Raw genomic sequence first — 13,723 nt, 5'->3', positions numbered from 1 at the left:
GAGCTGCTCCTTAGGCGGCGACGGGCGCGGTCGCGTATTCGAGCGCGTCTTGGGTGAGTGACAGGTAGGCGTCTTCAAGGTTGGAGGACGTCGATGAGAGTTCGTGCAGCTCGATGCCTGTGGCGCAGGCAATGCGCCCGATGCGAGCGCTTTCGACGCCCTGCACAGTGAAGCCGGTGCCGCTCGTTTGGTCGATGCGGCAGCCCGGCGTCTCGTTCATCACGAGCGACGCGAGACGTGCGGCCTCGGGGCTTGTCACGGTGACGGTGCGCTGGCCCTGTGCGTCGAGAAAGTCTGCGAGCGGGGCGTCGGCCATGACGCGGCCCCGCGCGAGCACGATGATGTGGTCGGCGGTCTGCGCCATCTCACTCATCAGGTGGCTCGACAGGAGCACGGTGCGGCCCTCGCTTGCGAGGTGGCGCAAGAGTTCGCGCACCCAGCGCACCCCGTCGGGGTCGAGTCCGTTCACCGGCTCGTCGAGAATGAGCACCTCGGGGTCGCCGAGCAGGGCGGCGGCGATGCCGAGCCGCTGGCCCATGCCGAGCGAAAAGCCGCCCACGCGTTTGCCTGCGACCTGGTCGATGCCGGTTTGGGCGAGCACCTCGCTTACGCGCGCATCGCTGATGCCGTGCGTCGCGGCGATCGCGCGCAGGTGGCTGCGGGCGCTGCGCCCCGGATGCACGCCCTTTGCGTCAAGCAGCGCTCCCACCTGGGTAAGGGGCGACATCTGCCCCGTGTAGGGCTGGCCGCCGACCGTTACCGTGCCCGAGGTGGGCCGGTCGAGGCCCAAGATGAGCCGCATAGTGGTCGATTTGCCCGCGCCATTGGGGCCCAAGAAGCCCGTCACCTGGCCGGGCTTCACGCTAAACGTGACGTCGTCGACGGCGCGCTTCGCGCCGTACTGTTTGGTGAGACCGCGTGCCTCGATCATGGGCGTTCCCCGTGTTCTGGCCAGACCTTCTAGCCTCACCATTTACGCTACGGGGGCGCTGGGCGCGGCACATCGTTCGCGGGTGCCGGCCGCGTAGTACCTGGGTACCGCATCATCACGGCAAGCCGGGCCGCAAGTACTACGACTTGGCGAGGTTTTCGATGTGCTCGGCCTCCGCGATGACGCGTGCGTGCAGCAGCGGATACTGTTCGAGCAGCGGGTCACCGTCGAGCAGGTGCGCGGCGACGTCGCGCGCGTGCGCGATCAGTTCACCGTGCTGGGTGACGCGCAATAGGCGCAGCGTCGATTTGCCGCCCGACTGGCGGGTACCCAAAATGTCGCCCTCGCGGCGCTGTTCGAGATCTGCCTCGGCGAGCTCGAAACCGTCGTTCGTGCGCGCCACCGCCACAAGTCGTTCGGCCGCGATTGAGTCTTCTTCGACGTGGGTGAGCAGCATGCACTGGCCCGCGTGCTCGCCGCGTCCCACGCGGCCGCGCAGCTGGTGCAGCTGCGAGATGCCAAATCTGTCGGCATCGCGCACAACCATGATCGACGCGTTGGGCACGTTGACGCCCACCTCGATGACGGTCGTCGACACCAGAATGTCTACATCGCCCGCCGCGAAGGCAAACATGATGCGATCTTTCTCCTCTGACGGCATGCTGCCGTAGAGCCCTTCGATACGCCGGCCCTCGTAACGGGTCGAGCGCCTGAGCCGCTCGACCGTGTCGACGACGTTTGCGAGCTGACGCGGCGTCGCATCGTCAGGCCCGTTAATCTCGGCGTCAAGCTCGGGGTCGAGCTCGCCCTGGTCGATGGCCGGGCAGACGAAGTAGACCTGGCGGCCCGCCTCAAGCTCGCGGTCCACCTCCTCCCACATGCGGGTTTTGCGGTCTGGTGTTTGTTCCTCGTGCACAATCACCGTGCGTATGCCCTGCCGCCCGGCCGGCAGCTCTTTGATCGTCGACACTTCGAGGTCACCAAACGCCGTGAGCGCCACCGTGCGCGGAATCGGGGTCGCCGTCATGGCGAGCGTGTGCGGGTTATTGCCCTTGAGCCGCAGCGCCTCGCGCTGGTCGACGCCAAACCGGTGCTGCTCGTCAACGACGACGAGCCCCAGGTCGTACATCGTCACGTTGTCGCTGAGCAGCGCGTGCGTACCCACCGCGATGCGGGCCTGCCCCGACGCGAGCGCGAGCAGCGAGCGTTTACGATCGGCTGCGGGCATACGCCCGGTGAGCAGCACCACGCCCACCTCTGCCGAGAGGTCGGGGCCGAGCGACTCGATGATCGACCGGTAGTGCTGCGACGCCAGCACCTCGGTGGGCGACAGGAGGGCGCTCTGGCCTCCGTCTTCAGCCACCTGCAGCATTGCGCGCAGCGCGACCAGGGTTTTGCCCGAGCCAACCTCGCCCTGCAGCAGCCGGTGCATGGGGTGCACGCCCGCAAGCTCCCCCGCAATCGTGGCCCCCGCGCGCTGCTGGTCGCCCGTGAGCGTGAACGGCAGCTGCGCATCAAACCGAGCGAGTAGCAGCCCACCCTCCTCGCGCGGCATGGCAGGCGCAAGCCCCACCCGGCGTCTGCGGTCAAGCAGCGCAAGCTGCAGCTCGAACGCCTCACGAAACAGCAGGCTGTCGCGGGCTTTCTGCCAGTGCTCGTCAACCTCAGGTTGATGCACGAGGCGCAGCGCGCGGTCGAACTCCATGAGCCCCTCGGTCGCGACAATATACATCGGCAGGGGCTCTTCAAGGGGCGCAAGCTGCTCCAGTACGATCGCAATCGCCTGCTGAATCGACCAGCTCGGCATCTGCGCGGTCGCGGGGTACAGCGGTACGGGCACCTGCGACCACGCCTTCGCCGCCGCCTCGCTCAGCTCTGCCGCGCCGGGCGCGTCCTCGCGTCGTTCAAACATCTCGTAGTCGGGCTGTTGCAGCTGCAGCTGGCCGCGATACTCGCTCACTTTGCCCGTGAAGATGCCGCGCCTACGGGCTTGCAGGTCTTTGAGCCGCCACTTCTGGTTAAAGAACGTGATCGTCAAAAAGCCTTTACCGTCGGTGATGCGCGCCTCAATGAGACTGCCGTTTCGACGCTGCATGCGGCGCTCGCGCACCTCAATCACCTCGGCCACGACGGTGATGTGCTCCCCCAGCGGCAGCTCGGTGAGCGGCGTGAGCTCACCGCGCTTCGAATACCGGCGCGGAAAATGCAGCAGCAGGTCTTCGACCGTGTGCATCTCGTACGCGCGCTCAAGCACTTTTGCCGAGCGGTCACCGATCACGCGATCCAAGCGCGTCTCGAGGGTCACCTGCTGCATAACTCAAGCGTACCCGCGGTACGCTTGACGAGTGACGAGGATCATTTCAGGGGTAGCAGGTTCGCTGAGGCTCGAGGTGCCCAAGGCCGGCACCAGGCCCACGAGCGACCGCGTGCGCGAGGCCATCTTTTCGACGCTTGATTCTTGGGGTCTCCTAGACGGCGCGCGCGTGCTCGACCTCTATGCCGGATCAGGGGCCTTGGGGCTCGAATCGGCGAGTCGCGGTGCCGCGCTGGTGACACTCGTCGAGAAACACCCCCAGGCCGCGGGCGTCGCCCTGCGCAACTGGGGCGCGATCAAGGGCGCGTTCACGCGCTCGGGGGCTGCGGTGCCCGAGGTCGAAGTAGCCCGGCAGTCAGTGCAAGCATTTCTTGAGGCGCGCGGGCTCAGGGATCCGGCGCCTACATGGGATGTCGCGATCATTGACCCGCCGTACGATCTTGGGGAGGCCGAGCTCGCGGCGAATCTTGCGGCGCTCGTGCCGCTGCTCGCGATCGATGCCGCGGTGCTCGTGGAGCGGTCGTCGCGCTCGCCCGAGCCCGCGTGGCCGGCCGGGCTCGCGCGTGTGCGCGAGAAGCACTACGGCGAAACGCAGCTGTGGTGGGCTGAGCCCGCCGCTAGATAAACCATCCGTCGAACGTGCGCACCCCAAACTTCGGTGCCACCACCCGGTTCCAACGCGACGCAAACCGCTCCTTCGGCGGATCAGACTCAGCCGCCGCACGCTCACCCGCACTCGACAGCGACGCACACCCGTTCGCGTTCGCCTGCTCAGCCCACGCCACATACTCGATGTTGGCGCGGTGTGACGCATCGATCGCGTCATACAGGTCATCGAGCAGCGCACTGCCCTCGGGAATCTTATCGACCGGCATCGCATCAAGCGCGCTGAGCAGCTCGGCCCGATTATCGCGCACCGTCTGCATCGCCGACACCGTGTCACTGTAGCCACCAGCTGACGCCGTGCAGTACTGCAGCTTCGGCAACGCATCCTTCACGAGCGCCCGCCCTGAGTATGCCTTCTCAAGCACCTCAATCATGTACCGCACCTGATCCTCAGCCGTGTCTTCAGGCGCCTGCACATCGAACGCGCCATCGCCCCGCGACGCGTCACCAACTGTGCGCACCTTCTCCCCCAACGGCACGAAAATGTAGCGCACAAAACGCTGTTGATCGATCGTCTTACGGTCACCCGAGTCACGGCGTACCGCCGTACCAATGTCGTAATCGAGGGTCACCCGATCACCACCCTCAAGCTCGGCAGAATAGCGCGACAGCCCCGCATCCCAGTGCACCGCCGCCTTCGCATCGGCCCCGGTCGGCTGCTTCGCACCCAACGAGTACAGCACCTGTTTCGAGCCCGGCGCCTGATAGGCCATGAACGTCGGCTCGTTCATCGACACTCCGCACACGAGCACCCAGCCATCAGCGAACTCGCCCCACGCGAGCAGAATCGTGTCGGCCGGGCAATCCACCGAAATTGAATCGGGAATCGACACTGACCCGGCCGGTTGCGCGCTAGTGCCCTTGCCCTTCGAGGTCGGTGCATAGAGCGAGAGATAGCGGAGACTCGTATTGCCCCCCGCCATCGAACAGTCTTCGCAACCGCGCTCTGCCACGAGCAGCCCCGCGCGGGTGATCCAAAATGGATAGTGGCCCTCGAGATTGAGCTCGGCCAGCATCGCACCCGAGTAAGGGTCGTAGAGGCCGCCACCCGCCCAGGTCGTACCGTCGGCATCGAGCACGCCAAAGGAAGTTGAGTTTCCGCTCGTACCGAGCGCGCCGTCTACGTCGCCCGAAAACGTCCAGCTCGATACCTCGGTTCCGTCTTCAGCGTCGTAGGTGTACACCTTGTCACCCGAGCGCACCATCATCGCCGCGTCATCGCCGAGCGACTGCCCGAGGTAGGCACCGCCGTGATCCTGCTCCCAGAGCGACTCGAACTTGCCCTTGGGTGCGAGTCGAAACAGCTCGGTGTACCCTTCGTCGGTCGCGAGCAACAGTTCTGAGTTCTCACCCGTGAGGTGTTTGCCTGCAAGGCTATCGCCGATCTCCCAAAACTCGCTCTCGTCGAGGTCGGTACAGTCGCTCCCCGCGATCAGCAGCTGGTCTTGCGGTGTGAGCATGGCGTCACACGAACCATCGCCGCCCTCATAGAGGTTCTTAAAGCTTGCATCGGCCAGCAGCTTACCCTGCGCGTCGAACAGCTCCCAACCACTGCCGCTGCGCAAAAGGGTACGTTTGCCGCTCAGATCGATGCCGTAGCCAGCCCCGTGCCCCTTCGTGCCGCTCGCCCACAGTTCCTTGAGATTCTTGCGATCGTATGCAGCGACGCCTGCGCCGTCGTTCCAGCTCGTGCTCGCGACCACGATGCGGTCTTTGCCCACGGCGACACGATCATAAGCTTCATCGAGCGGTTTCTGTGTGTACTTGCCATCAATCGTCATGCGCCACAGCGTCGAATCAGAAGCATCTTCGAGATCAGACGTGACGCAGTAGAAGACCTCTTCTTGGGCGAAGTCGTCTGCGATACAGCTGCCCCGCTGATCGCCGAGATCTTCTTCGACGATCGTCTCACCCGTTTTCGCGTCAAGCACCACGAGGGTCGTGTTCTCACCGCGGGCAATAAAGGCGACCGCCGACTCTGTAGCGACGGGAACATCGTGAGTATCTTGCGCAATCGATGCCCGTGTGGGCAGCCAGCTGAACCACGAGCTCGCAATATCTTCACCCGAGTTTGGGAAGACGTAATCGTCTGAATCGACGGTCCACTTCTTTTGTGCACCGTCAGCGAACGTGAGGCCAGCGTCGAGCGCTGCTGCTCGTGACGCGGCGCCACTGCCTGGGCCACCGCCAAACACCCCATTGTCACCGAACGGCCACGTGTCGGTGAGAGCCAGCGCGACGCCGCCACCCGAGACCGCGAGCGCGGCAGCAAGTCCCGCTGCAAGCCACACTTTGCCGCGGCGCTTGCCAGGCGCGCCCTGGCTCGGCGCGGCACCTGGCACATGAGGCCCGGCGCCGAATGCTGCCGGGCCCGCCACGGCAGGCGGCTGACCGAACGCGGCTTGATCGAACGACGGCTGCTCAAACGCTGGCTGGCCGTACCCCGCCTGGCTGAACGCCGGCGGCGGCATGCTCCCCGCCATGGGCTGCGAGAACTCCCCAGGCACCCCGGGCATCACAGGCGGCGCGGGCATCACAGGCGGCGGCAGCTGCGACGCCTGAAAATCAGGTGCCGGATCAAAGGCGCTGCCCACCACGGTAGCGTCGAGATCGCCCGCGACCGTCGTGCGCTCAAAGTCACTCGCGGCAACGGTGCGCGTCGCCTCTTCGTAGTCACCCGCAGCTACGGTGCGCGTCGCTTCGGTGTCCCCCGAGCCCGCCGCGCCGCCGCGTTCTGTGACCCATGCCCGCAACCCGTCATAGCAGTTGGGGTGGGCGAGAATTTGAGCCCACAGATCGGGGCGGTTAGCGGCGAGTGTAGCGAGCTGCTCTGCCGTCGCGTCGACGGGCACACCGCCCGCTCCGGGGCCCCAGGGTGAAGCGGGAGGCTCGGGCTGCGTCATCGTAACTCCTGTCACCGGTTGGGCTCAGCCCAATCATTTACACACGTTAATCCTATGCGAACCCTAGGGGCACTGGGCGCCCCGCGCCGAGAACGAAAAAGCCGCGAGTGTGGTTGCCCACAGGGGCACTCACACTCGCGGCTTCAACCGCTTTGCGCGCTGCTATCGCGGCGCGCCGCCTGCCACTAGGAGCGAGGCAGCAGCGTGTACTTCGACGAAAGGAACTCGTGAATTCCGTCGAACCCGCCCTCGCGGCCAAGGCCCGACTGCTTGAGGCCGCCGAACGGCGCCGCAGCGTTCGAGACGAGGCCCGTGTTGAGGCCCATCATGCCGCTCTCGAGCTTCTCGATCATGCGGTGACCGCGGTGGATGTTCTCGGTAAACACGTAGCTCACGAGACCGTACTCGGTGTTGTTCGCGATCTCGACGGCTTCGTCCTCGGTCGAGAAGCGAATGACGCCGAGCAGCGGCCCGAAGATCTCTTCGCGCATGATCGCCGACTGTGGGGTCAGGTGATCCACCACGGTGGGCTGGAAGAAGTTGCCCGGGCCATCAATGGTCTCGCCACCGGTGACGATCGTCGCGCCGGTCTCAACAGCGTCAGCAACGAGGCGGGCAGTGTTCGCCACAGCCTTCTCGTCGACGAGCGCACCGATGTCGTTGCCCTCTTCAGCGCCGCGACCGATCGTGAACGCCTTCACCTTTTCGGCGACACGGCTGACAAACTCGTCGGCCACCGACTCGTGCACGATGATGCGGTTCGCCGCGGTGCAAGCCTGGCCGATGTTGCGGAACTTCGCGAGCATCGCGCCCTCGACCGCGCGGTCGAGGTCTGCGTCCTCGAACACGATGAACGGTGCGTTGCCACCGAGCTCCATCGAGGTACGCAGCACGTTCTGTGCGGCAGCCTCGAGCAGCTTCACACCGACGGGGGTCGAGCCGGTGAACGAAAGCTTACGCAGGCGCGAGTCCGACAAGAGAGCGCTCGACTGTGCGCTCGACTTCGACGTAGCAACAACGTTGACCACGCCTGCGGGCAGGCCCGCCTCTTCGAGCAGCTGCACGAAGAAGATGGTGGTCAGCGGGGTGAGCGCAGCCGGCTTCACAACGACCGTGCAACCAGCCGCCAACGCCGGAGCGATCTTGCGCGTCGCCATTGCGAGCGGGAAGTTCCAGGGGGTGATGAAGTAGCAGGGGCCGACGGGCAGGTGTGAGACCACCATGTTGCCAGTGCCCTCGGGGTTCTGGCGGTAGTCGCCCTGCACGCGCACGGCCTCCTCCGAGAACCAGCGCAAGAACTCGCCACCGTAGTTGACCTCGCCGCGAGCTTCAGCAATGGGCTTGCCCATTTCGATGCTCATGAGCAGCGCGAAGTCTTCCTTGCGCTCCATCAGCAGGTCGAATGCGCGGCGCAGAATGTTCGAGCGCTCGCGGGTCGACGTTGCTGCCCACGACTCCTGTGCAGCGACCGCCGCGTCGAGTGCGCGTACGGCGTCTTCAACCGTTGCGTCGGCGATCGACTTGATGACCTCGCCGGTAGCCGGATCCTGCACATCGAGCGTCGCGCCCGAGGTCGAGGGCTCCCAGGTGCCGCCGATGCCGAGGCCCGCCTGAACGCTGTCGAGCAGTGCCTGCTCGTTGGGCTTCAATGCCATGGTGTTGTCCTTTCGGGAAGATCTGCGTCTGGGGTGGGTGCGTGGCAGCGCCACACACCCACCCCAGTCTAGAGAAAGTTAGGCGTTCGCCTGCATCGCATCAGCGACGATCGAGAGCGCCTCGCGCAGCAGCTCGTCAGAGATCGACAGCGGCGGGAGGAAGCGCACGACGTTGCCGTAGGTACCGCAGGTCAGCAGGATGACGGCCTCAGCGGCAGCGTGCTTCGCAATTGCGCTGGTCAGGGCGGCGTTGGGTGCCTTCGAGCCCGACTCGACAAACTCGACAGCCATCATGGCACCGCGGCCACGAATGTCACCGATGCGGTCGTCGGTCTTCTGCAGCTCGGTGAAGAACTCGGTGATAATCGCACCGATCTCGCGCGCACGCTGCGCGAGGTTTTCCTTCTCGTAGGTCTCGATTGTGGCGAGAGCCGCGGCGCAAGAGATGGGGCTGCCCGTGTATGTGCCACCGAGGCCACCTGCGTGAGCCGAATCCATGATCTCGGCGCGGCCGGTCACGGCCGACAGCGGGAGGCCACCCGCGATGCCCTTAGCGGTCGTCACCATGTCGGGCACAACGCCCTCGTGGTTAGCAGCGAAGAGGTCACCCGTGCGGGCGAAGCCGGTCTGCACCTCGTCGAGGATGAAGACGACACCGTTAGCGGTCGACCACTCCTGAATGGCGGGGAGGAAGCCCTCGGCGGGAGCGATGAAGCCACCCTCGCCCTGGATGGGCTCGATGATGATGGCCGCAACGTTGTTGCCACCCAGCTGCTTTTCGATCTGCGAGATCGTGTTCGCTGCAGCCTCTGCGCCGGTCAGGCCGTCGCGGTACGGGTACGACGTGGGAACGCGGTACACCTCGGGAGCGAAGGGACCAAAGCCATCCTTGTAGGGCATGTTCTTGGCGGTCATGCCCATGGTGAGGTTGGTGCGGCCGTGGTAGGCGTGGTCGAACACGACAACAGCGTCACGCTTGGTGTAGTGGCGAGCGATCTTGATCGCGTTCTCCACTGCTTCTGCGCCCGAGTTGAACAGCGCCGAGCGCTTCTCGTGGTCACCGGGGGTCAGCTCGTTCAGCTTCTCAGCGACGGCAATGTAGCCCTCGTAGGGGGTTACCGTGAAGCAGGTGTGCGTGAACTGCTGCACCTGGTTCGTGACAGCCTCAACAACGGCGGGAGCCGAGTTGCCGACACCGGTCACCGCGATGCCCGAGCCCAGGTCGATCAGCGAGTTGCCATCTGCGTCGAGCATGACGCCGCCACCGGCTGCCACGATCGACACGGGCAGAGCTACGCCCACGCCTGCCGCCACGGCAGCGTTCTTGCGCGCGAGGAGCTCCTGCGACTTCGGGCCGGGGATGCTGGTGACGAGCTTGCGCTCCTGGGGAAGCGAGGGTCCGCCAATGATGTCGACCATGTCGTGTGTCTCCTTTAAGTGTCACAGGTTACGTGACTCGCACCCCATTTGCGCGAGCCGTACCGATTGCATTCAGACTAGCTTCTGCGAGATCCTTCGAAAGGTGCCAGAATGGTGAACGAATCGCTAATCTTTCGACAGGTTGGCACAAGGCGAAAGGGTGGGCATTCAGGGTGCAAGAACCGACAACGACCACCACCGTAGGCACGCCCGGGCACCCCGCAATTGAGCTCGGCGAACTGCTGCATCAGTACCACCTGGGGCTCGTGCTCATCGCAGGGGTCACCGAGCACACGCAGGCCCTGCCTGTGCAGTGGGTGCACGTGAGTGAGCTCGAAGATCCCACACCGTTTCTACCGGCCCACACCGTACTGCTCACCACCGGCGCGAGGTTCGACTCGGTGATCGAACCCGCCGAGGCTACCGCGTACGTGCAGCGCCTCGCCGACTCGGGCACCACAGCGCTCGGCGTCGCGGTTGGGCTGCACTGGGACCGCGTGCCGTCTTCTATCGTCGACGCCTGCGACACCCTCGGATTTCCATTATTTCGCGTGCCCTACGACACCGCGTTCATCGCGATCGTGCAGACCGCAGCACGGCTACTCGATGCGCTCAGCCGTGAGCGCGACCTGTGGGCGCTCGAGTCACAGCGCGCGGTCGTAGCGGCCTCCCTGCACCGGCACGGGCTCGCCTCTGCAGTGCGCGAGGCCGCCGCGCGGCTCGGGCGCTGGGTGTCGATCACCGACCGCTTCGGCAAGATCATCGAGTTCGCGCCGGGCACAGAGCATAGCGACGAGCTGAGCGCCCGCATTCGTACCGAAGCCACCCGGCTACTCGACCGCGGGGTGAGCGCGGGCCGCATTGGCGACCGCGGCGGCGATGGCATGCGGCTCGAGACGCTCGGTCGGCGCGGGCGTGTGCTCGGGGTGCTCATCGTCCAAGATCGCGGCACCCCCGATAGCGCCGAGCGCACCCTGTTCTCGCTCATCGGCGCGCTCGCGACCGTGCAGCTCGAGCTGCGCAGCGGTGCAGATGAGGCCCAGGCCGCCATTCGCGAGGCGGTCGCGCAGGTCATCTTTGCGGGCGATCTCGAACTTGCCAGGCAGCTCACGAGCCACACCCCCATGCGCCTGCCCGAGAACCCCATTGCGGTCGTGAGGTACGGCGCGCCGCCCGCCACCGATCCGGCGTTTGATCAAGACCTGCGATCGCTCGACGCAGGCAGCCGCGGCTTCGTGCGCGCGGGCACCTCACCCGAGCCCGTGATCATCACCGAGGCGCGGCACCTCGCCCCCCTGCGCCGCGTGTTTAGTTCCCACGGTGTGCCTGCGGGGATCTCGCAGCGCGCCTTACTCACCGATGCCGCGAAGCTGCGCGAGCAGGCCGAACGGGCGTTTGAGCACGCGCTATCGCACGACGCGGCCGGGCCGGTCGACTATCGGCCCGCCGTGCACGACGGCGTACTGCACCTGCTGGGCCGCGATCCCGAAGCCCGCGAACGCGCCCTGAGCCTGCTCGCGCCGGTGCGCGATCACGATGCGAGGCACCACGACCAGATTGAGCGCGGCCTCACCGTGTGGCTCGCGCACCACGGCCAGTTCAGCGCGGCCGCGACCGAGCTGGGCGTGCACCGTCACACGCTCAAAGCGCGCATCGCGACCGCCGCGAACCTGCTGCAGCGCGACCTCGACTCCCCCGACGCGCGCGCCGAGCTGTGGGCGGCGCTGCGGCTCAGCCCCGGCGATTGATCGCGATCGGCGCGAACGGATCCCAGCCGCTCGCCGCGTACGGCGCCCCGTCGACAAGCAGCTCCGGATCGTGCCGTGCCGCCTCGACGAGCCCGATCGCGTGAAACCCGCACGGCAGCGCTCGCCCCGGCGGGAACGTAGCAAGCAAACCGTGGTCTTCGCCGCCGTTGAGCATCGCAGTGAGCGGCACGACGACACCGTACTGATCACCGAAACTTGCTTGCAGCGCTGTGGAGTCGAGATGCAGCGTGACGCGGCTCGCCCGCGCGAGCCGAGCCGCGTCGAGCGACAGCCCGTCTGAGACGTCCATCATCGCGCTCGCCCCAGCCAGCCTGGCCGCGCGTCCCAACGGAATCGGCGGTGTAGGCGCGAGCTGAGCTGCCAATACCTCGGCGTGCTCCTCCCAAAGCCGCGGCAGCGCGCGGTCGCAGGCAGCACCATCGGCGTCTGTGGCTTCGGCGAACAGCAGCGACAGCCCCAGACCTGCAAGCCCAAGCTCGCCGGCGTAGGCCACCGTGTCCCCTACTCGAGCACCGGATCGCGTTACCGCAGCGCCCTCGGGCACCCGGCCGAGAGCCGTCACCGCCGCCATGATGACGGGAGCCGTACCCAGGTCACCGCCCACCACGCCACACCCCGGGGCAAGGGCGCGACAAGCAGCGTTTGCCCCCTCGGCAATCTCTTCGAGCAGGGTGACGGGGGTGGTCTGCGGCACCGCGAGCGCGAGAGTCAAGGCGGTAGGCTCAGCTCCCATGGCAGCAACGTCTGAGAGGTTCGTAGCGGCAAGCTTCCACCCGAGTTCGTAGCCCGAGTGCCAGGCCAGCCGAAAGTCGGGGCCCTCGATCATCGTGTCGGTGGTAATGACCGACTCACTGTCGTGGCCGTTCGCCAGCACTGCGCAGTCATCACCGGGGCCGAGTGTGGCCTGCCGAGCTGACTCGAGCTTTGCCAACACTCGTGCGAGTACGCGCTGCTCCCCCATTTGCCCTACGGTGTCGTGGGCTCCCGTATCGTTCACTCTCACAACCTATCGCACCCTCCCAGCAGGGTCAGCCGCAGCATCGGTAGGCTTGAGTCGTGAAACGATCAGCCTCAAGGATCATCTGCGCCGCCGTAGCGGCTGCCGCAGCGACCACGCTGTTGTCCTCGTGCGCGAGCGTTGTTCCGATGGAACCCGCCGCCGACGCCAACACTCCCGCGTGCGCCAACGTCATCGTCCGACTCCCAGATAAGGTCGCCGGCCTCGATAAGCGCGAAACAAACGCACAGTCGACGGGCGCTTGGGGCGACGGTGGCCCCGTGCAACTCGTGTGCGGCGAGGAGCCCACCGGCCCCACCACCGACCAGTGCGTGAGCGTCAACGGAGTCGACTGGGTGATCAACGACTCGGCCGCCCCTGTCTACCGTTTTGAAGCGTACGGGCGCACCCCCGGTCTCGCCGTGTACGTTGACTCTGAAACCGTCAGCGGCACCGACGCCGTGCTCGACCTGAGCGCGGTCGCACGCCAGCTTCCGCAGACCCGTAAGTGCACCGCGGTGTCTGACACACTCGACCTCGAGTAGCAGCGCGCTAGGAAGCATACCGGCCCGGGTGTCACTTCGTGTGATACCCGGGCGCATTTGTAGGCTTTGGATCCTGCGACTCCTTCGTCGCGCAGGATGACGCGTGGGTCGACGCGCAGGATAGCGTGCGGGCCCTTTTGGGCATAAAAAAGGGGGCTGGCTCACACAATTGTGAACCAACCCCCACTAAAAGATGTCCGGCGGTGACCTACTCTCCCACACCCTCCCGAGTGCAGTACCATCGGCGCAGTCAGTCTTAGCTTCCGGGTTCGGAATGTGACCGGGCGTTTCCCTGACGCTATAACCACCGTAACAATATCAACATAACAACCACCCCACCCCCACCAGAGGGTTACTGGGTGTGGCCGTCCGTTGGGAACCACAAAGTAGACGCGAACATCGTTACACACACATTCATGCTTATGCATCCCCACCCACCAAAGTGGAGGGGTGAAGTCAAATCATCGGCTTATTAGTACCAGTCAGCTCCACACATTACTATGCTTCCACATCTGGCCTATCAA

9 protein-coding genes and 1 rRNA gene are annotated in these 13,723 nt (G+C 65.6%); 3 read left to right on the top strand and 7 right to left on the bottom strand.

From position 1 onward, the window contains the following. Nucleotides 1–10 precede the first annotated feature (10 nt). Nucleotides 11–931, bottom strand: coding sequence for an ABC transporter ATP-binding protein (locus ACXR2T_RS13010; RefSeq protein WP_458839672.1), 921 nt, complete (start codon nt 929–931; stop codon nt 11–13). Between the two features lie 139 nt (nt 932–1,070). Further along, nucleotides 1,071–3,245: an ATP-dependent DNA helicase RecG gene (locus ACXR2T_RS13005; RefSeq protein WP_458839673.1), complete on the bottom strand. Its 2,175-nt coding sequence runs from the start codon at nt 3,243–3,245 to the stop codon at nt 1,071–1,073. A gap of 31 nt (nt 3,246–3,276) precedes the next feature. Here ACXR2T_RS13005 and ACXR2T_RS13000 point away from each other — a divergent pair, with 31 nt between their 5' ends. Next, nucleotides 3,277–3,870: an RsmD family RNA methyltransferase gene (locus ACXR2T_RS13000; RefSeq protein ID WP_458839675.1), complete on the top strand. Its 594-nt coding sequence runs from the start codon at nt 3,277–3,279 to the stop codon at nt 3,868–3,870. Here the strand turns inward: ACXR2T_RS13000 and ACXR2T_RS12995 are convergent. From ACXR2T_RS12995 to gabT, 3 genes are all read right to left on the bottom strand, one after another. Then, on the bottom strand, nt 3,863–6,814 hold the full coding sequence (locus tag ACXR2T_RS12995; protein ID WP_458839676.1) for a variant leucine-rich repeat-containing protein: 2,952 nt from the start codon (nt 6,812–6,814) through the stop codon (nt 3,863–3,865). The genes ACXR2T_RS13000 and ACXR2T_RS12995 overlap by 8 nt on opposite strands. Nucleotides 6,815–6,999: 185 nt before the next feature. Next, on the bottom strand, nt 7,000–8,469 hold the full coding sequence (locus tag ACXR2T_RS12990) for an NAD-dependent succinate-semialdehyde dehydrogenase (RefSeq protein WP_458816233.1): 1,470 nt from the start codon (nt 8,467–8,469) through the stop codon (nt 7,000–7,002). 78 nt (nt 8,470–8,547) lie between these two features. Next, the gene (gene gabT, locus ACXR2T_RS12985; protein ID WP_458816231.1) at nt 8,548–9,888 is read right to left on the bottom strand and encodes a 4-aminobutyrate--2-oxoglutarate transaminase; all 1,341 of its coding nucleotides are present in this window, start codon (nt 9,886–9,888) and stop codon (nt 8,548–8,550) included. Nucleotides 9,889–10,061: 173 nt separating this feature from the next. Here gabT and ACXR2T_RS12980 point away from each other — a divergent pair, with 173 nt between their 5' ends. After that, nucleotides 10,062–11,636 (top strand): PucR family transcriptional regulator, encoded by a 1,575-nt coding sequence (locus tag ACXR2T_RS12980; RefSeq protein WP_458839678.1) that lies wholly within the window; start codon nt 10,062–10,064, stop codon nt 11,634–11,636. Here ACXR2T_RS12980 and thiL read toward each other — a convergent pair. Continuing rightward, nucleotides 11,620–12,618, bottom strand: a complete 999-nt coding sequence (thiL, locus tag ACXR2T_RS12975) for a thiamine-phosphate kinase (RefSeq protein WP_458839682.1) — start codon at nt 12,616–12,618, stop codon at nt 11,620–11,622. The genes ACXR2T_RS12980 and thiL overlap by 17 nt on opposite strands. 95 nt (nt 12,619–12,713) lie before the next feature. Between thiL and ACXR2T_RS12970 the strand changes: the two genes are divergently transcribed. Beyond that, nucleotides 12,714–13,199, top strand: coding sequence for a DUF3515 family protein (locus ACXR2T_RS12970; RefSeq protein WP_458839680.1), 486 nt, complete (start codon nt 12,714–12,716; stop codon nt 13,197–13,199). A 195-nt stretch (nt 13,200–13,394) separates the two neighbouring features. Here ACXR2T_RS12970 and rrf read toward each other — a convergent pair. Then, nucleotides 13,395–13,511 (bottom strand): 5S ribosomal RNA (gene rrf / locus ACXR2T_RS12965). Nucleotides 13,512–13,723 lie beyond the last annotated feature (212 nt).

The sequence above is a fragment of the Leucobacter faecis genome (assembly GCF_054456635.2).
This window is presented reverse-complemented; position numbering and strand designations above follow the sequence as displayed.